This window comes from Pseudomonas sp. KH_021 (genome assembly GCF_057838865.1).
Window position 1 is genome coordinate 4,658,111 of sequence record NZ_CM174477.1, and the last position, 22,928, is coordinate 4,681,038.

The 22,928-nt window shown below is 58.7% G+C and carries 18 protein-coding genes, 5 tRNA genes and 1 pseudogene; 7 read left to right on the forward strand and 17 right to left on the reverse strand.

Translation table 11 applies throughout. From position 1 onward, the window contains the following. Positions 1-311: 311 nt before the first annotated feature. The 4 genes from asd to leuC all read right to left on the reverse strand — a co-directional run bounded on the left by asd (position 312) and on the right by leuC (position 4,894). The gene (gene asd / locus AC3IX4_RS21460) at positions 312-1,424 is read right to left on the reverse strand and encodes an aspartate-semialdehyde dehydrogenase (protein ID WP_489257386.1); all 1,113 of its coding nucleotides are present in this window, start codon (positions 1,422-1,424) and stop codon (positions 312-314) included. A 66-nt stretch (positions 1,425-1,490) separates the two neighbouring features. Continuing rightward, positions 1,491-2,573: a 3-isopropylmalate dehydrogenase gene (gene leuB / locus AC3IX4_RS21465; protein ID WP_489257387.1), complete on the reverse strand. Its 1,083-nt coding sequence runs from the start codon at positions 2,571-2,573 to the stop codon at positions 1,491-1,493. Between the two features lie 249 nt (positions 2,574-2,822). Next, complete coding sequence (gene leuD / locus AC3IX4_RS21470) at positions 2,823-3,464, reverse strand: 3-isopropylmalate dehydratase small subunit (protein WP_489257388.1); 642 nt, start codon at positions 3,462-3,464, stop codon at positions 2,823-2,825. Beyond that, positions 3,461-4,894: a 3-isopropylmalate dehydratase large subunit gene (gene leuC / locus AC3IX4_RS21475; protein ID WP_489257389.1), complete on the reverse strand. Its 1,434-nt coding sequence runs from the start codon at positions 4,892-4,894 to the stop codon at positions 3,461-3,463. Before leuC ends, leuD begins: the two co-directional genes overlap by 4 nt. Positions 4,895-5,025: 131 nt before the next feature. Here leuC and AC3IX4_RS21480 point away from each other — a divergent pair, with 131 nt between their 5' ends. From AC3IX4_RS21480 to AC3IX4_RS21490, 3 genes are all read left to right on the forward strand, one after another. Next, the gene (locus AC3IX4_RS21480; protein ID WP_489257390.1) at positions 5,026-5,904 is read left to right on the forward strand and encodes a LysR family transcriptional regulator; all 879 of its coding nucleotides are present in this window, start codon (positions 5,026-5,028) and stop codon (positions 5,902-5,904) included. Between the two features lie 71 nt (positions 5,905-5,975). Then, a complete protein-coding gene (locus AC3IX4_RS21485) occupies positions 5,976-9,257 on the forward strand; it encodes an EAL domain-containing protein (protein WP_489261336.1) in 3,282 nt (1,093 codons plus the stop codon). A gap of 81 nt (positions 9,258-9,338) precedes the next feature. Beyond that, positions 9,339-10,442: an IS110 family RNA-guided transposase gene (locus AC3IX4_RS21490; protein ID WP_489261185.1), complete on the forward strand. Its 1,104-nt coding sequence runs from the start codon at positions 9,339-9,341 to the stop codon at positions 10,440-10,442. 354 nt (positions 10,443-10,796) lie between these two features. Here the strand turns inward: AC3IX4_RS21490 and AC3IX4_RS21495 are convergent, their stop codons facing one another. The 9 genes from AC3IX4_RS21495 to uvrB form a co-directional block, all read right to left on the reverse strand. Next, positions 10,797-11,756, reverse strand: a complete 960-nt coding sequence (locus tag AC3IX4_RS21495; protein ID WP_489257391.1) for a tRNA dihydrouridine synthase — start codon at positions 11,754-11,756, stop codon at positions 10,797-10,799. A 130-nt stretch (positions 11,757-11,886) separates the two neighbouring features. Further along, positions 11,887-12,336 carry an acyl-CoA thioesterase gene (locus AC3IX4_RS21500; RefSeq protein WP_489257392.1) on the reverse strand — a complete coding sequence of 150 codons (450 nt, stop codon included), beginning with the start codon at positions 12,334-12,336 and terminating at the stop codon, positions 11,887-11,889. 72 nt (positions 12,337-12,408) lie between these two features. Continuing rightward, the gene (locus tag AC3IX4_RS21505) at positions 12,409-12,948 is read right to left on the reverse strand and encodes a TetR/AcrR family transcriptional regulator (protein ID WP_489257393.1); all 540 of its coding nucleotides are present in this window, start codon (positions 12,946-12,948) and stop codon (positions 12,409-12,411) included. A 180-nt stretch (positions 12,949-13,128) separates the two neighbouring features. Next, positions 13,129-13,204: transfer RNA gene (locus AC3IX4_RS21510), tRNA-Glu, on the reverse strand. Between the two features lie 43 nt (positions 13,205-13,247). Next, positions 13,248-13,323: transfer RNA gene (locus AC3IX4_RS21515), tRNA-Ala, on the reverse strand. A gap of 53 nt (positions 13,324-13,376) precedes the next feature. Then, positions 13,377-13,452: transfer RNA gene (locus AC3IX4_RS21520), tRNA-Glu, on the reverse strand. A gap of 80 nt (positions 13,453-13,532) precedes the next feature. Beyond that, positions 13,533-13,608: transfer RNA gene (locus AC3IX4_RS21525), tRNA-Ala, on the reverse strand. A 180-nt stretch (positions 13,609-13,788) separates the two neighbouring features. Next, positions 13,789-15,270 (reverse strand): glutamate--tRNA ligase, encoded by a 1,482-nt coding sequence (gltX, locus tag AC3IX4_RS21530; RefSeq protein WP_489257394.1) that lies wholly within the window; start codon positions 15,268-15,270, stop codon positions 13,789-13,791. A gap of 78 nt (positions 15,271-15,348) precedes the next feature. Continuing rightward, positions 15,349-17,364: an excinuclease ABC subunit UvrB gene (gene uvrB, locus AC3IX4_RS21535; protein ID WP_489257395.1), complete on the reverse strand. Its 2,016-nt coding sequence runs from the start codon at positions 17,362-17,364 to the stop codon at positions 15,349-15,351. A 305-nt stretch (positions 17,365-17,669) separates the two neighbouring features. Here uvrB and AC3IX4_RS21540 point away from each other — a divergent pair, with 305 nt between their 5' ends. The 3 genes from AC3IX4_RS21540 to AC3IX4_RS21550 all read left to right on the forward strand — a co-directional run bounded on the left by AC3IX4_RS21540 (position 17,670) and on the right by AC3IX4_RS21550 (position 19,887). Further along, complete coding sequence (locus tag AC3IX4_RS21540) at positions 17,670-18,866, forward strand: amino acid aminotransferase (protein ID WP_489257396.1); 1,197 nt, start codon at positions 17,670-17,672, stop codon at positions 18,864-18,866. A gap of 70 nt (positions 18,867-18,936) precedes the next feature. Then, positions 18,937-19,012: transfer RNA gene (locus AC3IX4_RS21545), tRNA-Asn, on the forward strand. Positions 19,013-19,365: 353 nt separating this feature from the next. Next, a complete protein-coding gene (locus tag AC3IX4_RS21550; protein ID WP_489257397.1) occupies positions 19,366-19,887 on the forward strand; it encodes a hypothetical protein in 522 nt (173 codons plus the stop codon). 243 nt (positions 19,888-20,130) lie between these two features. Here the strand turns inward: AC3IX4_RS21550 and AC3IX4_RS21555 are convergent. Continuing rightward, positions 20,131-20,324, reverse strand: a pseudogene (locus AC3IX4_RS21555) (SCO family protein); the annotation flags it as partial. 150 nt (positions 20,325-20,474) lie between these two features. On the opposite strand from AC3IX4_RS21555, the gene AC3IX4_RS21560 reads away from it, so the two are divergent. Next, complete coding sequence (locus AC3IX4_RS21560) at positions 20,475-20,609, forward strand: hypothetical protein (RefSeq protein ID WP_489257398.1); 135 nt, start codon at positions 20,475-20,477, stop codon at positions 20,607-20,609. Positions 20,610-20,611: 2 nt separating this feature from the next. Here AC3IX4_RS21560 and AC3IX4_RS21565 read toward each other — a convergent pair whose 3' ends face one another. The 3 genes from AC3IX4_RS21565 to AC3IX4_RS21575 form a co-directional block, all read right to left on the reverse strand. Beyond that, positions 20,612-21,178, reverse strand: a complete 567-nt coding sequence (locus AC3IX4_RS21565; RefSeq protein WP_489257399.1) for a DUF1285 domain-containing protein — start codon at positions 21,176-21,178, stop codon at positions 20,612-20,614. 10 nt (positions 21,179-21,188) lie between these two features. Next, positions 21,189-21,791 carry a DUF4823 domain-containing protein gene (locus tag AC3IX4_RS21570; protein ID WP_489257400.1) on the reverse strand — a complete coding sequence of 201 codons (603 nt, stop codon included), beginning with the start codon at positions 21,789-21,791 and terminating at the stop codon, positions 21,189-21,191. Between the two features lie 65 nt (positions 21,792-21,856). Next, positions 21,857-22,825 (reverse strand): GTP 3',8-cyclase MoaA, encoded by a 969-nt coding sequence (locus tag AC3IX4_RS21575; RefSeq protein WP_489257401.1) that lies wholly within the window; start codon positions 22,823-22,825, stop codon positions 21,857-21,859. Positions 22,826-22,928: the final 103 nt, after the last annotated feature.

Here is a 22,928-nt window from a genome sequence, read left to right on the forward strand (position 1 = left end):
TGCGAGGACTACGTCCCCGGACCTGGCCTCGCTGAACTCGTCTACTGCTACGAATGTAGCCGCTGACGAGGTACGAGGCTGCGATCGGCAGCGAAGCGGCCGTAAAACCTGAGACCGTAATCCATCAGGCACACCGAAGGGCCTGAATTTACGACGGCTTCGCCGCCGATCGCAGCCTCGTACCTCGGCAGCGGCTACAAGAGCCGCGCTGCCCCAGAATTGTGTAGATACCTATGCGGCGATCGGGCCACCACTAACAAAAAACCCGCGACTCCAGGGAAGTCGCGGGTTTTAAGGACAGCGGCTGGCGATTAACGCTCCAGCAGAATCCGCAGCATGCGGCGCAGCGGCTCGGCCGCGCCCCACAACAGTTGGTCGCCAACGGTGAAGGCGCCCAGGTATTGCGAACCCATGTTCAGCTTGCGCAGACGACCCACCGGGATATTCAAGGTACCGGTGACGTTGGTCGGGCTCAGCTCCTGCATGCTGATCTCGCGCTGGTTCGGGATCAGCTTCACCCAAGGGTTGTGCTGGCTGATCATGCCTTCGATATCGGCCAGCGGTACATCCTTGTTCAGCTTGATGGTCAGCGCCTGGCTATGGCAACGCATGGCGCCGATACGCACGCAGATGCCGTCGACCGGGATCGGGCTCTTGATACGACCCAGGATCTTGTTGGTCTCGGCCTGGGCCTTCCACTCTTCGCGGCTCTGACCGTTCGGCAGTTCCTTGTCGATCCATGGGATCAGGCTGCCGGCCAGCGGCACGCCGAAGTTCTCGGTCGGATAAGCTTCGCCACGCATGGCTTCTGCGACCTTGCGGTCGATGTCGAGAATCGCACTGGCAGGGTTAGCCAGGTCATCTGCAACGGCTGCGTGGGTAGCACCCATCTGCTTGATCAGTTCACGCATGTTCTGCGCGCCGGCACCGGAGGCGGCCTGATAGGTCATGGCGCTCATCCACTCGACCAGGCCGGCTTCGAACAATCCGCCCAGGCCCATCAGCATCAGGCTGACGGTGCAGTTGCCACCGATGTAGTTCTTGGTGCCCGCATCCAGCTGCTGGTCGATCACCTTGCGGTTGACCGGGTCCAGCACGATCACTGCGTCATCCTGCATGCGCAGGCTGGAAGCAGCATCGATCCAGTAGCCTTGCCAGCCGGCTTCACGCAGCTTGGGGAAAACTTCGCTGGTGTAGTCGCCGCCCTGGCAGGTCAGAATCACATCGAGGGTCTTGAGCTCCTCAATGCTGTAGGCGTCCTTGAGCGGGGCAATATCCTTGCCAACCGCAGGGCCTTGGCCGCCCACGTTGGAAGTGGTGAAGAACACCGGTTCAATAAGATCGAAATCCTGCTCTTCCAGCATGCGCTGCATGAGCACGGAACCGACCATTCCGCGCCAACCGATCAGACCTACACGTTTCATCGCAACTACACCTTTGACAAAAAAGTGGGCCGCTGGCACATCAAAAAAGCCAGCGGGCCCGAGAGATTACAGATTCCGCAGCGCCGCGACTACTGCGTCGCCCATTTCCTGCGTACCCACTTTCACACAACCGGCCGACCAGATGTCGCCAGTGCGCAGCCCTTGGTCCAGCACCAGGCTGACAGCCTGCTCGATGGCATCGGCAGCAACCTGCTGATTGAAGCTGTAACGCAGCATCATCGATACCGACAGGATAGTCGCGAGCGGGTTGGCAACGCCAAGGCCGGCGATGTCCGGTGCAGAGCCGTGGCACGGCTCGTACATGCCTTTGTTGTTGGCATCCAGCGAGGCTGAAGGCAGCATGCCGATGGAACCGGTGAGCATGGACGCTTCGTCCGACAGAATGTCGCCGAACATGTTGTCGGTCACCATCACGTCGAATTGTTTCGGCGCGCGTACCAATTGCATGGCAGCGTTGTCGACGTACATGTGGCTCAGTTCGACATCCGGGTAATCCTTGGCCACTTGCTCAACCACTTCACGCCACAACTGGCTGGAGGCCAGTACGTTGGCCTTGTCGACCGAGCAGAGCTTCTTGCCGCGTACACGCGCTATGTCGAAGCCGACGCGGGCAATACGGCGGATTTCGCTTTCGCTGTACGGCAGGGTGTCGTAGGACTGGCGCTCGCCGTTTTCCAGCTCGCGGGTACCCCGCGGGGCGCCAAAGTAGATGCCACCGGTCAATTCGCGAACGATCAGGATGTCCAGGCCAGCAACGATTTCCGGTTTCAGCGACGAGGCATCAGCCAGTTGCGGATAAAGAATCGCCGGGCGCAGGTTGCCGAACAGGCCCAACTGCGAACGGATTTTCAGCAGACCGCGCTCAGGGCGAATGTCACGCTCGATCTTGTCCCATTTCGGCCCGCCCACGGCGCCCAGCAATACGGCGTCAGCGTTGCGTGCGCGCTCCAGGGTTTCGTCGGCCAGGGGCACGCCATGCTTGTCGATGGCAGCGCCGCCGATCACGTCGTGCTCAAAACCAAAGCCCAGCTGGAACTTGTCGTTGGCCAGCTCCAGCACCTTGACCGCTTCGGCCATGATTTCCGGACCAATACCGTCACCAGGGAGAATCAGAATCTGCTTGCTCATGCTTTCCTCTATTCCATTCGATTAGCGCGCCGCAATGGCCCACTGGGTAAATTCTTATCGCTGAGTCCGGAGCACCAGCACATCGGTGCTGCGTTCATCGCGGCTAAAGCCGGCTCCTACCATGGGATTGTGTTGCTCAATGCCAGTCAGTTAAGGCATCAAATGACACAACCCGGGAGCGGCTTTACCGGGATGCCGGACCACCGCGAATGAAAACACCACGGTTTTCCAGGTAGTGCGCGTCATCGTTCAGTCGCGAAACAACCACGGCTGACTGGCACGGTGCTTGGCTTCGAAGCTGGCAATGGCATCGCCGTCTTGCAAGGTCAGGCCGATATCGTCCAGGCCATTGAGCAGGCAATGCTTGCGAAACGCATCGATTTCGAAGCTCAGGACCTTGCCGTCGGGACGAGTGACAGTCTGAGCCTGAAGGTCGACGCTCAACTGGTAACCAGGCTGCGCTTCGACTTGCTTGAACAGCTCATCGACTTCTTCGTCGCTCAAAATGATCGGCAACAGGCCGTTCTTGAAGCTGTTGTTGAAGAAGATGTCTGCGTAGCTCGGCGCGATGATGCTGCGAAAGCCGTACTCTTCCAGCGCCCATGGCGCGTGCTCGCGGCTGGAACCACAACCGAAGTTTTCTCGCGCCAGCAGCACGCTGGCACCTTGATAACGCTCGTGATTGAGAACGAATTCCTGGTTGAGCGGGCGCTTGGAGTTGTCCTGGTAAGGCTGGCCCACATCCAGGTAGCGCCACTCGTCGAACAGGTTCGGGCCAAAGCCGGTGCGCTTGATCGACTTCAAGAATTGCTTGGGAATGATCTGGTCGGTGTCGACGTTGGCACGATCCAATGGCGCAACAAGGCCGGTGTGTTGGGTAAAGGCTTTCATGCTGCGCTCCCTTGAATCAACTCGCGTACATCAACAAAACGGCCCGAAACAGCAGCAGCGGCGGCCATCGCCGGGCTGACCAAATGGGTACGACCACCTGCGCCCTGGCGCCCTTCGAAGTTACGGTTGGAGGTCGACGCACAATGCTCGCCCGACTCCAGGCGGTCAGGGTTCATGGCCAGGCACATCGAGCAGCCCGGTTCACGCCATTCAAAGCCGGCTTCGATGAAAATCTTGTCCAGGCCTTCCTTTTCAGCCTGTTGCTTCACCAGGCCCGAGCCCGGTACCACAATGGCTTGCTTGACGGTGGAAGCCACTTTGCGACCCTTGGCGATAACGGCCGCGGCACGTAAGTCTTCGATCCGAGAGTTAGTGCACGAGCCGATAAAGACGCGGTCCAGCTGGATATCGGTGATCGGCTGGTTGGCGGTCAGGCCCATGTACTTGAGGGCGCGCTCGATCGAGCCACGCTTGACCAGGTCGGTCTCGCGGGCCGGGTCCGGCACGCACTGGTCAACGGCCAGTACCATTTCCGGCGAAGTGCCCCAGCTGACTTGTGGCTTGATCTGAGCGGCGTCCAGTTCGACGATGGTGTCGAATTGGGCATCGGCGTCGGAAACCAGATCTTTCCAGGCTTCGACGGCCAAGTCCCACTCGGCACCCTTGGGTGCAAACGGACGACCCTTGACGTACTCGACGGTTTTTTCGTCCGCCGCCACCAGACCAACGCGCGCGCCTGCCTCAATGGCCATGTTGCAGATCGTCATACGACCTTCGACGGACAGCTCACGGATGGCGCTGCCGGCGAACTCGATGGCATGGCCGTTGCCGCCAGCGGTGCCGATCTTGCCGATCACAGCCAGGACGATGTCTTTGGCGGTGACACCAAAAGGCAACTCACCTTCGACCAATACCAGCATGTTTTTCATTTTCTTGGCGACCAGGCACTGGGTCGCGAGCACGTGCTCGACTTCCGAGGTCCCGATACCGTGCGCCAGGGCACCGAAAGCGCCATGGGTGGAGGTGTGAGAGTCGCCGCAGACCACGGTCATGCCGGGCAAGGTCGCGCCCTGCTCCGGGCCGATCACGTGAACGATGCCCTGGCGGACGTCATTCATCTTGAATTCAGTGATGCCGTATTCGTCGCAGTTATCATCCAGAGTCTGCACCTGCAGGCGCGACACTTGGTCGACGATGGCTTCGATACCGCCCTTGCGCTCTGGCGTGGTCGGCACGTTGTGGTCGGGCGTGGCGATGTTCGCATCGATGCGCCATGGTTTGCGGCCGGCCAGGCGCAGACCTTCGAAGGCTTGTGGCGACGTCACTTCGTGGATGATATGGCGATCGATGTAGATCAGCGCCGAACCATCGTCGCGCTGCTTGACCAAATGCGAATCCCAGAGCTTGTCGTAAAGCGTTTTGCCGGCCATCAGACTTTTCCTCATCAGCGTCTTTCTATGCCAATAACCCCTTGGCTTGTACGGACGATGCTATGCGGTTAGATTCAATAACTCAAATTCATATTTTTTATGCTTTGGATAACCAAAAGGAATTCGAACCCGTGGACCTGGCCAATCTCAATGCTTTTATTGCCATCGCCGAAACGGGCAGTTTTTCAGGTGCCGGTGAACGCTTGCATTTGACCCAGCCGGCCATCAGCAAACGCATTGCCGGGCTCGAACAACAACTCAATGTACGCCTGTTCGATCGCCTCGGGCGGGAAGTCAGCCTGACGGAAGCCGGGCGCGCCTTGCTGCCTCGCGCCTACCAGATATTGAATGTGCTGGACGATACGCGCCGGGCCCTGACCAACCTGACCGGCGAAGTCAGCGGACGCCTCACTTTAGCCACCAGCCACCATATCGGCCTGCATCGCTTGCCACCGCTGCTACGGGCCTTTACCCGAAAATACCCGTTGGTCGCCTTGGATATTCAGTTTCTGGATTCGGAAGTCGCCTACGAGGAAATTCTCCATGGCCGAGCGGAGCTGGCGGTCATTACCCTGGCACCCGAGCCTCACACCCTGGTCAAGGCCATAACGGTCTGGGAAGACCCGCTGGATTTTGTCACCGCCCCCGAACACAGCCTGGCGCTGCAAGGCGCCGTCAGCCTGGCTGACATCGCCCACCATCCAGCGGTTTTCCCCGGCGGCAATACCTTTACCCACCACATCGTCCAGCGCCTGTTCGAAGCCCAGGGGCTGACGCCGAATATCGCCATGAGCACCAACTATCTGGAGACCATCAAGATGATGGTTTCGATCGGACTGGCCTGGAGTGTGCTTCCACGTACTATGCTCGATGAACAAGTAGTCCGGATTCCATTGCCGGGCATACAACTGTCACGCCAGCTAGGCTACATCCTGCACACAGAAAGAACGTTATCGAACGCTGCACGGGCGTTCATGGCATTACTGGATATGCATAAAACGCAGGCGTAGCCCCCCTTGCGACAAGCCTGCGGCTACAGATCGGTCTCATGGAAGCTCCATTCGCCAAAGGTCTGGTATTGATGCCCAAGTCAGCAAAAGGCTTCCCGCGCCTGCCCCGCATTCATGCAGCAGACCCCCAGGAGTCGGAACAAACCTGGGAAAGCGCGCCACAACTGCTCGCTGCTCTGAACGGCGCGAATCTGGGCGCCTGGTTCTGGGACATCGAAACCGGCAAGATCAGTTGGTCACGGGGCACCCAGGCGCTGTTTGGCTACGACCCACACCAGCCGCTGCCCAAAGATCTGGATTACATCGACTTGCTGCTGCCCGAAGACCGGCCGCGAACCCTTCAGGCCTTTTATGCAGTGCTCAACGGCGAACCCGCCGAACAAGCATTGCGCCACCGTATTCGCTGGCCCGACGGCAGCATGCACTGGTTGGAAATCAACGGCAGCCTGGTCAAGGACAAGCACGGCAAACCGCAGATCATCGGCGTGATTCGCGAAATCACTCGCCAGCGCGAGCGGGAAACCGCCCTGATCAACTCGGAAAAGCGCTTCGCCACCCTGTTTCACCTCAGCCCCAATGTCATTCTCCTGACCCGGCGCATGGATGGCCTGATTTACGAGGTCAATCATCACTTCGAAAAAATGCTCGGCTGGTCCGGCCACCAGATCATCAACAAAACCACGCTGGAGCTGGGCCTGTGGGCAGATCCGCAACAACGCCAGCAGGTGCTTGATGCCACGCGCAGCAGCCTCGAGCCTGCCAGCCTGGAAGTACAGTGGCGCGCCAGCAACGGCCAAATCCATGACGGTCTCCTCTGCGCCCAAAACATCGAGATGGACGGCGTGACCTTCCTGCTCAGTACCTTTATTGACACCACCGAGCGCAAACGCGCCGAACAGGCACTCAAGGATAGCCAGGAACGCCTGGACCTGGCCCTGGATTCGGCACAACTAGGTACCTGGGACTTGCATATACCCAGTGGCATGCTCTACGGCTCGGCCCGTGCGGCGCAACTGCACGGGCTGGAGCCGGTGGCTTTTCATGAAGCGTTCGACGCGTTTTTCGAAGGCATTCCCGAAGCTGAACGCAACACCATGCGCCAGGCTTACCGCAGCTTGCGCAAAGGGTCGGCCGGCAACTATCAGATTACCTATCACATCCAGCTGGACAACGGCGCCACACGCTTTATCGAAAGCCGTGCGCGCCTGTATCGGGACGAAAACGGTGCACCGCTACGCATGGCCGGCACCCTGCTCGATATCACCGAGCAGGTGGAGCGCGAGCAACGCCTGATCAGCTCCGAAGAAAAGTTCGCCAGCCTGTTCCAAGCCAGCCCCGACCCCATTTGCGTCACCCGCCAGGACAACGGTCAGTTTATCGAGATCAACCCGGCCTTCACCCAGACCTTTGGCTGGACAGCCCAGGAAGCGATTGGCAGAAACGCCGGGCAACTGGGGTTCTGGGCCGACGCCTCGCCACGGGTGCAGCGCATCGAGCAGGTCATCCGCGACCAGGCGCTGAATAACGTAGCCGTCAGCGTTAATCACCAGGACGGCCAGACCCTCACCTGCGTGATTTCCAGTCGCCTGATCAAGGTCGATGACCAGCCCTGCAGCGTCACGACCCTGCGCGATATCACCCAGCAACAACGAGCAGAAGCGGCGCTGAAGGCCAGCGAGGAGAAGTTTGCCAAGGCCTTTCATTCCAGCCCCGACGCCATCATCATCAGCGAACGCGACAGCGGTCGGTATCTGGAGGTCAACGACGGGTTCTGCCGCCTGACCGGCTTTCGGGCTGAGGATGTGATTGGTCGCACTGCCTGGGAGATCGGTTTGTGGGCCGACGATAAGCAGCTCACGACGCTGCTGAAGGATTTTCGCGACGAAGGCCGCGTACATCCCAGAGAGATGATCGGGCATAACAAGCGCGGCGACTTTCTGACGCTGGAAGTCTCGGTCGAGCCGATCACCCTGAATGAGGCCCCCTGCCTGCTGCTAACCGCACGTGATGTCAGCCAGCTGAAAAGCGCCCAGGCGCAGATTCGCCACCTGGCCTATCACGATCCTTTGACCAACCTGCCCAACCGCGCCCTGCTGATGGACCGGCTGAGCCAACAGATTGCCCTGCTCAAGCGCCATAACCTGCGTGGCGCCCTCCTGTTCCTGGACCTTGACCACTTCAAACACATCAACGATTCATTGGGCCATCCGGTCGGCGATACGGTACTAAAGATCATCACCGCACGGCTGGAAGCCAGTGTGCGCATGGAGGACACCGTGGCGCGCCTGGGCGGTGACGAATTCGTAGTATTGCTCAGTGGCCTGGAAGGCAGCCACAGCGAGGTCGCCCAGCGCGTTCGAGAAATAGCCGACTCCCTGCGTTCAATTCTGGCCGACCCCATGACGCTGGACGGCCAGCCCCTGCAAGTCACGCCCAGCATCGGCGTGGCCTTGATTCCCGACCATGGCTCAACCCCGGCCGACTTGCTCAAGCGCGCCGACATTGCGCTTTATCGCGCCAAGGACTCGGGCCGCAACACCACACAGATGTTCCATAGCAGCATGCAAAAAGCCGCCAGTGAACGCCTGCAGATGGAAAATGACCTGCGTCAGGCCCTGGCCCGAGGCGAATTGAGCCTGCACTTCCAACCCCAGGTCGATGCCCGCGAAGATCGGATCGTCGGTGCCGAAGTGCTGCTGCGCTGGCGGCATCCGAAACTGGGCTATCAACCGCCCTCACAGTTTATTCAGGTGCTGGAAGAGAGCGGTCTGATTCTGGAGGTGGGCAACTGGATTCTCGACGAGGCCTGCAATGCCTGCGCACAACTGCTGCGAGAGGGATTGATCGATATCGATTTCAGCCTGTGCGTGAATATCAGCCCACGCCAGTTTCGCCAGAATGATTTCGTCCAGCGCGTGGAACGCAGTCTCAAGGATTATCAATTGCCCTGCTCGCTGCTCAAGCTTGAGATCACTGAAGGGATCGTGATTCAGAACCTGGAAGACACCATCGACAAAATGCGTCGCCTGCGAAGCCTGGGCGTTTGTTTTGCCATGGATGATTTTGGCACCGGCTATTCATCGCTGACGTACCTCAAGCGCTTGCCGGTCGATGCCCTGAAAATCGACCAATCCTTCGTCCGCGACGCCCCGCAAGACCCCAACGACGCAGAGATCGTCCGCGCCATCGTCGCCATGGCCCACAGCCTCGAGCTGCATGTGATTGCAGAAGGGGTTGAGCTTTCCGAGCAACTTGAATTTCTGGAGGGGTTGGGCTGCCATTTGTATCAAGGCTATCTGCACAGCAGGCCGTTGCCATTGGACGGATTTCGCCAATTGCTACGCGAACAGTAATTACATGGACTCGCCCCAACCGAGGCGTCTATGCGCCACGGTGGCATCTATAAAGAAGCCAACGACAGCGAGGGCGAGCCCATGAAAAAGCATACGACCAACAATCACTCTTTGTCTTCAGCCGACCTAGCAACCTGTTCGACCGTCTCGGTAGATCTTGCCAAGAGGGTCTTCCAGGTGGCCGGGGAAAACGCCCTGGGCCAAGTGGTGTACGAGGACCGAATCAAATCGCGCGAAGCCTTCCAGGCGTTTCTTCGCCAACTGCCCATGAGCGTCATGGTGCTGATGGAAACAGGCCCAGGCGCTCAGGCATGGGCGCGGTTGCTGCAGGCCCAAGGCAACCCGGTGCGGATCCTGCCTGCGCAGCATGTGGCCGATCATCGCAGCGGGCCGAAGAATGATCGCAACGATGCACATGCGATCTTGCGGGCGGGTCGAGATAGTCGGATTGTCTCAGTGCCGGTCAAAAGTGCCGCGGCGCTGGCCATGCAGGCACTGCATCGCGCCCGCCAGGGCTATGTGCGGCGGCGCACGGCCATGGGTAATCAGATGCGTGGCTTGCTGCTCGAGCATGGCGTGGCCTTGGCGCAAGGTGAGGCGGCGATCAGCCGGGTGGTGCCGCGGATACTCGAGGATGCCACCCAGCCGCTGCCGGATCTGCTGCGCGAGCTGATTGCTGAGCTGCTCGGCGAATGGAGCCAGTTGGGCGAGCGCGTCAGCGTGTTGACCGGCCGACTGGAAACGGCCGCACAGCAGGATGAGACGGCGAAAAGGTTGATGACGGTGCGTGGCATCGGTCCGATCATCGCCACCGCGCTGCTGGCCAAGCAGGTCGAGCCTGAGCGCTTCGCCAACGCACGCCAGTTTGCCGCCTACTTTGGTTTGGTGCCCACTCAGCACAGCAGCGGACAGAAAATCCGGCTGGGCAAGATGAGCAAGCAGGGCGACGCCTACCTACGCAGCCTGGCGATCCAGGGCGCGCATGCGGTCTTGAGACAGGTGCGGCCTGATTCGGAACAACCCGATGACCGGCGCTTGCTGCGCTGGCTGTGTCGCTTGGGTCGCAAGGAAACGGCCGTCCGATTGGCCAACCGTACCCTACGCATCGTCTGGGTATTACTGAAAACCGAGCAGACCTATCGTCGCCACATGGGCAATGTCCAGGAGGCGACGATGAGTCACTGATCCACAGAGTTCTGCCACCGGGGCGTTAAAGCGCTCCAACCCTTGCTAAAGAACATTGACCCCAGGTCAGACCGTCGCGGATTGATGCCTGTGCTCCTACTGGCCCTTGAGGCCTTAACGTAATTGGCATACCGCGAGCTTATTGAATGTTGGCCAGAAGCCGATCAGGCTTCCTCGAGTAGGCCTTATACATAGATGCAGCCGGGTAGCAGTGTTCAAAAGCGGGTTGATAGTGGGGGCGAGTCCATACATAGGAGCAGACCTTGCCGGAGTGCCGGACCATCGCGATGGGCGCACCGCAATGCATCAGGCAAACCGCGGCGCGCCCTTCGCGACCAAGGTCTGCTCCTACAGCTAGGCGGCGGCCTGGGCCGGCATGCCCATCAGTTCGCTGATGCGCTGCAGGTCCTGTTCACGGCGCAGCACTGCGAACAACTCAACCGCTTCAGGGTAAGCCTTGGTCAACAGGGCAACCCATTGCTTCAGGCGACCCGGTGCCGAACGAGGTGTCAGCTTGGCCATCGCTTGCAGCCAGAACTGCTGCAACAGCGGCTGCAGCGCGTCCCAACTCATGGGTTGCGGGTCGCGACCGGCGCGCACATCCGCAATTTGCCTGGCCAAGTCAGGACGGGCCACCAGGCCTCGGCCGAGCATGATGTCTTCGACACCGCTGACTTCGCGACAACGCCGCCAGTCCTCAAGCGTCCAGACCTCGCCATTGGCATAGACCGGCACTTTGACCACCTCCTGGACCCGCGCTACCCATTCCCAATGAGCCGGCGGCTTGTAACCGTCGGCCTTGGTGCGGGCATGCACCACAATCTGCTCGGCGCCACCTTCGGCCAGTGCCGTTGCACACTCGAGCGCCCCATCGGGGCTGTCGAAGCCCAAGCGCATCTTTGCGGTGACCGGGATATGCGCAGGCACCGCCCGACGTACCTCCCGAACAATGGTGTGCAACAATTCCGGCTCCTTGAGCAGCACCGCCCCACCGCGGGACTTGTTCACCGTCTTGGCCGGGCAGCCAAAGTTCAGATCGATCACCGGCGCACCCAGCTCGCAGGCCAGCGCCGCATTCTCCCCCAGGCAAACCGGGTCAGAACCCAGCAACTGCACGCGCAGCGGCACTCCGGCACGAGTCTTGGCACCGTGCTGCAGCTCAGGCGCCAGCTTGTGGAAATAGGCTGGCGTCAGCAGTTGGTCATTGATCCTGATGAACTCGGTGACACACCAATCGATGCCACCGACCTGAGTCAGCACGTCGCGCAGGATGTCGTCGACCAGGCCTTCCATGGGGGCCAGGGCTATTTGCATGGGGGATGTCTCGGGGGAAAAGGGCGGCATTCTAACAGAGCCAAACGGTGATGGAGTCTTCGCCGCCTGGCGGTGGGAGCGTGGCTTGCCGGAGTGCCGGACCACCGCGAATTGAGTCCAACGCGAACGATCAGGCACTCACCGAGGCAGCCCCTATCAACGCCGGGCCATAGCCCTCAATAAACTCTGCCGGCATCCGCTTCGGCCGCCCAGTGGACAGTTCAATGCAGACAAAGGTGGTGTGAGCGCGTAGCAGGGTCGTGCCGTCGCTGGGACGGATCAACTGGAACTGCCGAGTCATCTTCAGGCGCTGATCCCAATCGACGATCCAGGTACCCAGCTGCAACTCGTCGTCTTCATAGGCAGCCGCCAGGTAGTCTATTTCATGGCGAACCACAGCCATGGCCCGATCCAACCGCCGATACTCAGTCAAATCCAGGCCCAAGCGCTGGGAGTGCCGCCAGGCGCAGCGCTCCAGCCAAGTAACGTAAACAGCGTTGTTAGCGTGGCCGAGGCCGTCGATATCCTCGGCGCCCACCCGCAGATCAATAACAAATGGTGTTGCCAGATCCCAATTCATGCCCGCTCCTGGTCAGATTGATTCGGCCAGGCGCCAGTGTAACGGACGAATCCAATTCAAGGTGTTACTCGATCAGATCACTGCCGCCTTGGCAGCCCGCAAGACACGGTCAGACAGCTCATTACCCCCCAGGGCTTTGGCCAGGGCAAGACCACCGACCATCAAGGCCAAGTCTGCCAGCACCTTATCAGCCTCCTCCGGCGTGTCCGCCAGTTGAGCCATCATCAATTCCAGGTGCTCGGCCAATACCGTCCTGAACGCTTCAGGCAGGCGCACCATCTCCCCTAGGGCAGTCGGCAGTGGGCAGGCCTGCTCAGTGGCATCACGATGCTTGCGTGACAGGTAGAACGCCGCCATCAAGGCGCGGCGCTCTTCCCCACTCATGGAGGGATCGACTTGACTGAGCGCTGCTCGGCGCTGTCCGAGGAGATGGCTGAACGCCTCCAGCATCAAGGCGTCCTTGCTTTCAAAATGCGTATAGAAACCACCCACGGTCAGCCCGGCTGCGCCCATGACGTCGCTGACGCTGGGCTCGGCCGGGCCATGCTGGATCAGGGCCGAGCTTGCTGCCTGAAGAATTTTCTCGCGCGTTCTGGCTTTTTTGTCGCTCATGGCGGGCTCCAAATATTATGGACTTAATATTATGCCCGTCATATTTTTTGGCAAGCAGAAAATCGACCTTTGTCTGCAGTGACAAGGTCGATTTAAGGTCAGGATATTTTTAAGGCAGAAAAACAAAAGGCTCATTCAAAAAGTGAATGAGCCTTAAAAGTCCCGCAGAGCGGGTAAAAGTGGCGTCCCCTAGGGGACTCGAACCCCTGTTACCGCCGTGAAAGGGCGGTGTCCTAGGCCACTAGACGAAGGGGACGCATAACCTTCGAGCAGGTTCGTTTTCACGAACCCTGGCAATTTGGTGGAGCTAGACGGGATCGAACCGTCGACCTCTTGCATGCCATGCAAGCGCTCTCCCAGCTGAGCTATAGCCCCGGATTTTTCGCCTCGCGGCGGAGCGATCTCTTGCGACATCGCTTCTGTAAAACTGGCGTCCCCTAGGGGACTCGAACCCCTGTTACCGCCGTGAAAGGGCGGTGTCCTAGGCCACTAGACGAAGGGGACGCAAACCCTTCTTACCAACGATCAGAGCTGGAGTTCTGATCGTATCCGAAGTCAGTGTAGCCGACTGCGGACTTGGAATTTGGTGGAGCTAAACGGGATCGAACCGTTGACCTCTTGCATGCCATGCAAGCGCTCTCCCAGCTGAGCTATAGCCCCACAGTGTGCTTTGAACTCTCGTTCATCGCTGTGGACGGGGCGCATATTAAGATCGGATCGGGATCCTGTCAAACTTATTTTCAACAAAATTCAAAATTTTTTACCCAGATAACAATCACTTACCTGCCCTACCCGGCTTTTGCTCCGTAAATCCGGGGGCAAAAGCCGTTTGCACGGGGCTTACTGGATGGCAGCCAGCAGCTTTTCCCATTCCTTGTTTTCTTTCTTGGAAACGCCACCCAACAGATCCAGCGCCTGACGCAGACGGAAACGCGTCAGGTCAGGACCGAGGATTTCCATGGCGTCGAGTACAGAAACCGAGCTGGCCTGGCCAGTGATGGCCGCGAACATCAGCGGCATGGCATCGCGCAGCTTAAGCTCCAGGGATTCGACCACGGCCTGGATCACACCGGTGATGCGATCTTTCTCCCACTGGCGCAGCGACTCAAGCTTCCACAGGATCAGTTGCATGACCTGACGCACTTGATCGCCCGAAAGCTTCTTGTGTTCGAACAGCTTGGCATCCGGCTGCACACCGCCAGCAAAGAAGAAGCCGCCCAACGGCGCGATCTGGCTGAAGGTTTCGACCCGGCCCTGAACATGAGGGGCAATCTTCATCATGTACTCGGCGTTGAACGCCCACTTCTGTACTCGTGCTGCGAACTCTTCGACCGGCAGGTCACGCAGCCACTGGCCGTTGAGCCAGGACAGCTTCTCGATATCGAAGATCGGCCCACCCAGCGATACCCGTGACAGGTCGAAATGCTCGACCATTTCCTGCAACGAAAACTTTTCGCGCTCATCGGGCATCGACCAGCCCATACGCCCCAGGTAGTTGAGCATTGCCTCAGGCATGAAGCCCATGCGCTCATAGAACGTTACCGACGTCGGGTTCTTGCGTTTGGACAGCTTGCTCTTGTCCGGGTTACGCAGCAGTGGCATGTAGCAGAGCTTCGGTTGCTCCCAACCGAAATAGTCGTACAACTGCATCAGCTTCGGAGCAGAGGGCAGCCACTCTTCGCCACGCAACACATGCGTGATGCCCATCAGGTGGTCATCAACGACGTTGGCCAGGAAGTACGTCGGCAAACCGTCGGTTTTCATCAGGACTTGCATGTCCATGCGGTCCCACGGGATCTCGACATCGCCGCGCAACAGATCCGGTACCACGCAGACGCCTTCGGTCGGCACTTTCATGCGGATAACGTGAGGCTCGCCTGCTGCCAGCCGACGGGCGACTTCTTCGGCCGACAGCAGCAAGGCGCGACCATCGTAACGAGGGGTTTCGCCGCGAGCGATCTGCTCGGCGCGCATTTGATCCAGCTCTTCAGCCGTGCAGAAACACGCAAAGGCATGACCCTGGTCTACCAGTTGCTGTGCGTATTGCTTGTAGATATCGCCACGCTCGCTCTGCCGGTAAGGGCCGTGCGGGCCGCCAACATCCGGGCCTTCGCTCCACTCGATGCCGAGCCAGCGCAGGGCGTCGAAAATCTGTTGCTCGGACTCGCGCGTCGAACGCAGCTGGTCGGTATCTTCGATGCGCAGAATGAACTCGCCGCCATGCTGCTTGGCAAAGCAATAGTTGAACAAGGCGATGTAAGCCGTGCCGACGTGGGGGTCCCCAGTGGGCGATGGCGCGATACGAGTGCGAACGGTGGTCATCAATGGTCTCGAATAGAGGTCAAACAAAGCGTCGATGTTAACAGGCCTGACCCAACAGGCTCCAGTAACCCGCCACAATCAGACCGTCAACAGACGTTCGCGCAACTTGGTGATCTCGTCGCGCATTTGCGCCGCAGCCTCGAACTCCAGGTCGCGCGCCAACTGGTACATTTTTTCTTCCAACTGCTTGATGCGCTTGGTGATCTCGGCTGGCGAGCGCAATTCGTTTTCGTAACGAGCGCTTTCCTCGGCTGCCTTGGCCATGCCCTTGCGCTTCTTGCTGCGCGAGCCCGGCACCGTGGCGCCTTCCATGATATCGGTAATGTCCTTGACCACCCCCCTGGGGGTAATACCGTTGGCTGCGTTGAAGGCGATTTGCCTATCACGCCGACGCTCGGTTTCACCGATAGCACGCTCCATGGAGCCGGTGAGGCGATCGGCGTAGAGAATGGCCCGGCCATTGAGGTTACGGGCCGCACGGCCGATGGTCTGGATCAGGGAGCGCTCCGAGCGCAAAAAACCTTCTTTGTCGGCATCCAGGATCGCCACCAGCGACACTTCCGGCATATCCAGGCCTTCGCGCAACAGGTTAATGCCGACCAGCACATCGAAGGTGCCCAGTCGCAGGTCGCGGATGATTTCAACCCGCTCGACAGTGTCGATATCCGAGTGCAGGTAACGGACTCGCACGTCGTGATCGGCCAGATAGTCGGTCAAATCCTCAGCCATCCGCTTGGTCAAGGTGGTGACCAACACGCGCTCCTCGACGGCCACGCGCTTGCGGATTTCCGAAAGCAGGTCATCGACCTGGGTGGTCGCCGGGCGAATTTCCACTTGCGGGTCGACCAGGCCCGTAGGCCGCACCACTTGCTCAACCACACGCCCGGCATGATCAGCCTCGTAAGCCCCAGGCGTCGCAGAAACAAAAATGGTCTGCGGGCTGACGGCCTCCCACTCATCGAAGCGCATCGGTCGGTTATCCAGCGCCGACGGCAGGCGAAAGCCGTACTCGACCAGGGTTTCCTTGCGCGAGCGGTCACCCTTGTACATGGCGCCGACTTGCGGAACGCTGACATGGGATTCGTCGATCACCAACAGTGCGCCGGCTGGCAGGTAGTCATACAGGGTTGGCGGCGGCGCCCCGGCCGGCCGGCCAGAGAGGTAGCGCGAGTAGTTCTCGATGCCGTTGCAGTAGCCAAGCTCCAGGATCATCTCCAAATCGAAGCGAGTACGCTGCTCAAGGCGCTGGGCCTCGACCAGCTTGTTGTTGTTGCGCAGGTATTCAAGGCGCTCCTGCAGCTCAACCTTGATGCCCTCCACCGCATCGAGCAAGGTTTCTCGCGGAGTCACGTAGTGGCTCTTGGGATAGAAGGTGAAACGCGGCAGTTTGCGTATGACCTCTCCGGTCAACGGATCGAAGGCAGCAATATTTTCCACTTCGTCGTCGAACAGCTCGATGCGGATGGCTTCCAGGTCCGATTCTGCCGGGAAAACATCAATGACATCGCCCCGCACCCGGAAGGTGGCGCGCGCAAAGTCCATTTCGTTGCGGGTGTACTGCAGGTCTGCCAGGCGGCGCAGCAGGGCGCGCTGATCGAGCTTGTCGCCGCGATCCACGTGCAAGACCATCTTCAAGTAGGTTTCCGGGCTGCCCAGACCGTAGATACAAGAAACGGTGGTGACGATGATGGCGTCATTGCGCTCAAGCAATGCCTTGGTTGCCGAAAGACGCATCTGCTCGATGTGGTCGTTGATCGAGGCGTCTTTCTCGATAAAGGTATCGGAAGAAGGCACATAGGCTTCGGGCTGGTAATAGTCGTAGTACGAAACAAAGTATTCGACGGCGTTATTGGGGAAAAACGCCTTGAACTCGCCATAAAGCTGCGCTGCCAGTGTCTTGTTGGGGGCCAGCACCAGGGTCGGCCGCTGAACCTGGGCGATCACGTTGGCGATGCTGAACGTCTTGCCCGAGCCGGTCACCCCCAGCAAGGTCTGGTGCGCAAGGCCGGCTTCAATGCCCTCCACCATCAGGCGAATGGCTTCGGGCTGATCGCCAGCGGGCTGGAAACGGGTGACGAGTTCGAACTCGGACATATTGACCTCTGCATTCAAGCTGCTACAGGCTGAAACTCTCAGGCTGTATTTATAGACAGTACTTATACCTAATCCAGCCCCTGACGCGCCACTTCCCACTGCCCTTCCCGGATGTCTGGAGCGCTTCAGCACCGCAACAAGACTAACGGTCAAAAAAAAAGTGAAAATCAAAGGTAAAACCTGGTGCAACCTGTCGCGGTGTCGAACAAGGATCTCTATACTGACTCCCCGTTTGTGCACCGCTCTAGTGCATTCGACTGGAGCTGTGCCACCCCTATCACACTCCATTCAGAGCTACGGTAATAATGAGCCTGTTTTCCGCTGTCGAATTGGCACCACGCGACCCAATCCTGGGCCTCAACGAAGCATTCAACGCCGACCCACGTACCGATAAGGTCAACTTGGGCGTCGGTGTTTACTGCAACGAAGAAGGGCGTATCCCCCTGCTGCGCGCCGTCATCGAAGCCGAGACTATTCGCGCAGCCCAACACGCTTCGCGTGGTTACCTGCCTATCGACGGTATTGTCGCTTACGACCAAGCCGTTCAAAAGCTGCTGTTCGGTGAACAATCGCCTCTGCTGGCCGCTGGCCGCGTCGTCACCACCCAGGCGGTAGGTGGCACGGGCGCACTGAAAACCGGTGCCGACTTCCTGAAGCAAATCTCGCCCAACGCTGTTGTCGCCATCAGCGACCCAAGCTGGGAAAACCATCGCGCCCTGTTTGAAGCGGCTGGCTTCCCGGTGCAGAACTACCGCTACTATGATGCGACCACCAATGGCGTTAACCGTTCCGGCCTGTTCGAAGACCTGAATGCACTGCCCGCAGGCTCGATCATTGTGCTGCATGCTTGCTGCCACAACCCGACCGGTGTCGATTTGACGACTGAAGACTGGGAGCAAGTGCTGGAAGTGGTCAAGGCCAAGGGCCACGTGCCTTTCCTCGACATGGCCTACCAGGGCTTTGGCGACGGCATTGCCGAAGACGCCGCTGCGGTGCGTCTGTTCGCTGAGTCGGGCCTGAACTTCTTCGTTTCCAGCTCGTTCTCCAAATCCTTCTCGCTGTACGGCGAACGCGTCGGCGCCCTGTCGATCGTTACCGATTCGAAGGAAGAAAGCGTTCGCGTGCTGTCGCAGGTCAAGCGCGTTATTCGCACCAACTACTCCAACCCGCCGACCCACGGCGCCAGCATTGTCGCGGCTGTACTGAACAGCCCGGAACTGCGAGCAATGTGGGAAGCGGAACTGGCCGAAATGCGCCTGCGCATTCGCGGCATGCGCAACCAGATGGTCGAAGGCCTGGCAGCCCAAGGCGCCAAGCGCGACTTCGGCTTTGTCGGCGAACAACGCGGGATGTTCTCCTACTCGGGCCTGACCGTCGAGCAGGTTACTCGCCTGAAAACCGAGTTCGGCATCTATGCTTTGGATACTGGTCGTATCTGCGTGGCATCGCTGAACCAGAAAAACATCGATGCCGTCATCAAGGCCATCGTTGCGGTGCTGTAAGCATCAGATTGCGCGGAAAGCCGGTAAAAGCTTGACTTCCCGTTAGCAATCAGTAACATACGCGCCAGATTCCGCGATAGCTCAGTCGGTAGAGCAAATGACTGTTAATCATTGGGTCCCAGGTTCGAGTCCTGGTCGCGGAGCCAAACATGGTTCCAGAGAATGCTTACAAAATCTTTGAAACCCCAAAAACCCGCCTTCTGGCGGGTTTTTTCGTTTTGGGCATTCCGTCTATTTCGGTGTTTCATCGCACCCGTTGAGATAGGCAACCTCAGCCGGTGCCATCAAGCACGCCATCACTCGCAAAAGTCTGCCGACGAGCGGTATTGAAAGTCCCCCTTCCAAGCCTAAGCTCACGCCATGCCACATAGATTTTTGGGCCCCCCGGGATACCCCCACCCGGTTCGGAGGAGTCGAATTAATAATAAAAAACTTCAAAGCTCCTGCGTTATTGACTGCGAGAAATTGGACTTTTCCAGACCTTTTGGGGTGATAGAAAATGAAAAAAATAATTTTTGCTGCACTTATTTTTTCTGCAGCACCCATCGCTCACGCTGACATAGGCATTTTTACCGGCATCACTTATGCCTTTGGCTCAAAGACCGGCGTAGGTTTTACGCTTCAAGCAACTTCTAGCCGAGATGAAAACAGCGGGATCGCGGCGGCAGGTATTAGTTACTACCCCTTTGCCGTCACCCCGATGTTTGGAGCTCCCGTGGGCGTAGGCTACCAAGGCAAAAACGCTGCGGGCATCATTAGTTATGACCTCCTACTGCATACATTCTCTATTTCTGGCGGCTACGCCAGCACTCGTAATGACAACGATGATGATGACGATCCACTCGCCTCTACAGGGCCTGGAACAGGAACCGGTGGCATAACCGGAGGAACTGGCGGCACTAGCGGTGGTGGTGGCGGCACTGGCGGCACTGGTGGTGGCGGCGGCGGTGGCGGCAGTGGTGGCAATGGAAGTGGAACTGGCGGAGCAATTATTAATAATAGCCAGAACTTAGGTGCATGATGAACTTTCACGTCGGGAGGTCGTTATGCGCGATGGCCTTCCGAACAGCTAAAACCCGCCTTTGGGCGGGTTTCAGGTTGATGTAAAAATCTGTAGCGGCTTACCAGCGATAATGACCGATTTATTCCATGTGATGGACGTGATCCATACTCCCTGAAACGGCCTGATCGACTGCCTTGGGTTACTGACCCAACAACTGCATGACCAAGGGGTCCTTTTTTCCAGCATTTTATCCGGCTCGCGCAGCCAGCGCCCGGTGGTCTGGTTACCGATGATCAGACTCAGGTTATGATCTTTGGTCCGGCCATTATCGACCCCCCCTCGATAAGCACCCCGAGCTTCTGACGTAGCTCGGCGATTTCGACCTGCTGCCCAGTCAGGAACAACCAGCCAGGCGCGACCTTGAATTTTTTGGCGTAATTCTTCACGACCTCAGGCGGGCGGTGGGCGGTGGTAGATCGACGTTATTGATGGGTGCCGCACCTACGGTCATCAGCCCCAACCCCAGTGTGACCAGTGCTGCAGAGGCGCCCTGCAGAAGCATTTTTCCATGCCGTGGATTACCTTGGACTCGCATACAGAGACTCATGACGACCCATTCAGCCCTTGAACAGCTGCCTGTAGGAGCCGGCTTTAGCCGCGATGGCCACACCGCGGTGCATCAGTCAAACCACAGTGTGGCCATCGCAGCCAAGGCTGGCTCCTACCCCGAGGCGGTGTGATCTCAGGCGCAATCAGGGCCAATAGGGAAAAACTGACCGCCACTCCAGACACCCAGCCAAGGCTGACCGTCGACTTCCCGTACAACCGCCATCTCCACCAATTGATAAAACACGTTGCGATGGATCAAAGCCTCGAGGTTGCTTCGAATATGCACGTAGGGTGACGGCTCTTGCGTGACGGGATCGATCACAACGCGAATAGGGTGCTCGCTGCCAGCCAGCACTTCATCCTCGACGTTGGTGGTCAAGCGCAGTACCTGCGCCTGCCCCTCACCCTCAACCTGAAGGCTGACCGCCACAAAGGGAGCGTCATCGACCTTGATGCCGACTTTCTCCACCGGTGTGACCAGCACGTAATCATCGCCATCCCTGCGCAGAATGGTAGAAAACAACCGCACCATGGGTTTGCGGCCGATCGGCGTACCCAGGTAATACCAAGTGCCATCACGCGCGATACGCATATCGATATCGCCACAAAAATCGGGGTTCCACAGGTGCACTGGAGGCAATCCCTTCCCGGAACTGGGAATCTGCGCCAGCAAATCGTTGGCCTTAGCCGGACCACTCATACCCTTCTCCTCAATGGCTCATGCCTATTAGGCTACGAGCGTAATCCTCAAGTGGCGGGCCGAGCAAATCTTCAGGCTTGTTGTCATGCAGAGTCAGTAATCCGCCACGACTACGGATACGAGCGGTATCGATCAGATAGCGAGTATTGGTTTCGATCAGCATCAACTGGATGACGCCTGTGTCGACCCCCAGGCGGTCAACAGCTTGCTCGTCATACCACTCATCCCCATTACCGATACGGTCGTCGGCCTTGGCGAAGCGCGTATAAAGCAAGTAATGAGCGCCTGCTGCACGCGCTTCATTCATGGCCGCTTCGAGCCCCAGCGGGCCTCGGGCGCGACGCACCAGAGGGAAATACTCGACAAAACCCTTGAAGGCCTCTTCGGCTACTACGTTGGGTCGTGGATAAGCGTCGCCTGGCGGAACGAACGCGCCTTGGCCAATGTAGATAAAGGAGTCCGGCTGCAAACGCATGGACACGGCGCGGCGGGTTTCGCTGTGATCAAGCAACCCGGCATCGCTCAGATGGTATCGGGCACCCTCACCCAGATCGCTGACATTCATGCATCCACCCAGCGACATCAGTGCCAGCAGCACGACCAAGGTACGCATTCTTCCTCCAATGGCCGGCGACGGAAAACCGGCGGACAGCCGGCTGATGCAGATTCTGCGCCAGCCTAGCCGCCGATGATTTTCATCACCGTAGCGCCGCCAGAGAAAGCAATCGCCTGCTTGTCGCCCAAAGCCTTCATCAGCAACCCCTGCAATGCCGGCAGCGCTTGATGGCGAGGCTTGTCCAACAGGTCGCCAATGTAGTGGCGATTGCTCGACGACAGGCAACCGTGCAACCAGCCTGTGGAAGACAGTCGCAAACGTGAGCAAGTGCGGCAGAACGGCACGCTTTCGTTGGCGATGATGCCGAAGTATCCACGCCCCGGGACTTCATAGCGTAAGGCGGTGGCGTCTATGGGGGCTTGTGCCTGAAGGTACTCGTGACCCTCCCCGATCATTTGCAATAACTGCTGCAAGCTGACGAACTGCTGCAAAAATGCGTTGGAGTCGCTGGCCAGATGCCCCATGCGCATCAGCTCGATAAACCGCAGTTCATAACCACGCGCCAGGCAATAATCGAGCAGCGGCACAACCTGGTCATGGTTCTGACCCCGAAGTGGGACCATATTGACCTTGATGCGCATTCCGGCCTGACTGGCCTTTTCCATGCCATCAAGTACGGTCGCCAGATCGCCGCCCCGCGCAATACGGCGGAAGGCGTCGGGATTGAGTGTATCCAGGGAAACATTCAGCCGACGAATGCCGGCATCGATCAACAAGGGTAACTTGCGCGCCAACAACTGACCATTGGTCGTCAAGCTGATCTCATCCAGGCCCAGAGCGGAAACGGATGTCAGAAAGCTTTCCAGCTTCGGACTGACCAGAGGCTCACCACCCGTAATACGCAACCGCTCGATACCCGCGGCCTCGATCAGGTAAGACACGCCTCGAGCCATGGCTTGCGCCGACAGCTCATCCTGCGCCGCGACCAAGCGTTTGCCATCTGGCACACAGTAGGTGCAGGCGTAGTTACAGGCAGACGTCAGGCTGATACGCAAATTGCGAAAACGTCTGCCTTGGCGATCGACAATCATGGAGGACTCCGGCATGGATGAATCAGGCACGCAAAACCTGACTCAAAAATCAGATTATTGCAAGCCCTCATACCGAGTATATTCCTGGGGCGCTGCCACCAGT

What these genes read in the sequence shown, in the direction of transcription:
- AC3IX4_RS21485 (WP_489261336.1), top strand. Translation starts at nt 5,976, where the DNA reads ATGCCCAAGTCAGCAAAAGGCTTCCCGCGCCTGCCCCGCATTCATGCA.
- AC3IX4_RS21565 (WP_489257399.1), bottom strand. Translation starts at nt 21,178, where the DNA reads ATGAGTGGTCCGGCTAAGGCCAACGATTTGCTGGCGCAGATTCCCAGT.
- leuB (WP_489257387.1), bottom strand. Translation starts at nt 2,573, where the DNA reads ATGAGCAAGCAGATTCTGATTCTCCCTGGTGACGGTATTGGTCCGGAA.
- AC3IX4_RS21560 (WP_489257398.1), top strand. Translation starts at nt 20,475, where the DNA reads ATGACGACCCATTCAGCCCTTGAACAGCTGCCTGTAGGAGCCGGCTTT.
- AC3IX4_RS21495 (WP_489257391.1), bottom strand. Translation starts at nt 11,756, where the DNA reads ATGCAAATAGCCCTGGCCCCCATGGAAGGCCTGGTCGACGACATCCTG.
- gltX (WP_489257394.1), bottom strand. Translation starts at nt 15,270, where the DNA reads ATGACCACCGTTCGCACTCGTATCGCGCCATCGCCCACTGGGGACCCC.
- AC3IX4_RS21550 (WP_489257397.1), top strand. Translation starts at nt 19,366, where the DNA reads ATGAAAAAAATAATTTTTGCTGCACTTATTTTTTCTGCAGCACCCATC.
- AC3IX4_RS21575 (WP_489257401.1), bottom strand. Translation starts at nt 22,825, where the DNA reads ATGATTGTCGATCGCCAAGGCAGACGTTTTCGCAATTTGCGTATCAGC.
- AC3IX4_RS21500 (WP_489257392.1), bottom strand. Translation starts at nt 12,336, where the DNA reads ATGAATTGGGATCTGGCAACACCATTTGTTATTGATCTGCGGGTGGGC.
- asd (WP_489257386.1), bottom strand. Translation starts at nt 1,424, where the DNA reads ATGAAACGTGTAGGTCTGATCGGTTGGCGCGGAATGGTCGGTTCCGTG.
- AC3IX4_RS21540 (WP_489257396.1), top strand. Translation starts at nt 17,670, where the DNA reads ATGAGCCTGTTTTCCGCTGTCGAATTGGCACCACGCGACCCAATCCTG.
- uvrB (WP_489257395.1), bottom strand. Translation starts at nt 17,364, where the DNA reads ATGTCCGAGTTCGAACTCGTCACCCGTTTCCAGCCCGCTGGCGATCAG.
- AC3IX4_RS21570 (WP_489257400.1), bottom strand. Translation starts at nt 21,791, where the DNA reads ATGCGTACCTTGGTCGTGCTGCTGGCACTGATGTCGCTGGGTGGATGC.
- leuC (WP_489257389.1), bottom strand. Translation starts at nt 4,894, where the DNA reads ATGGCCGGCAAAACGCTTTACGACAAGCTCTGGGATTCGCATTTGGTC.
- AC3IX4_RS21505 (WP_489257393.1), bottom strand. Translation starts at nt 12,948, where the DNA reads ATGAGCGACAAAAAAGCCAGAACGCGCGAGAAAATTCTTCAGGCAGCA.
- leuD (WP_489257388.1), bottom strand. Translation starts at nt 3,464, where the DNA reads ATGAAAGCCTTTACCCAACACACCGGCCTTGTTGCGCCATTGGATCGT.
- AC3IX4_RS21490 (WP_489261185.1), top strand. Translation starts at nt 9,339, where the DNA reads ATGAAAAAGCATACGACCAACAATCACTCTTTGTCTTCAGCCGACCTA.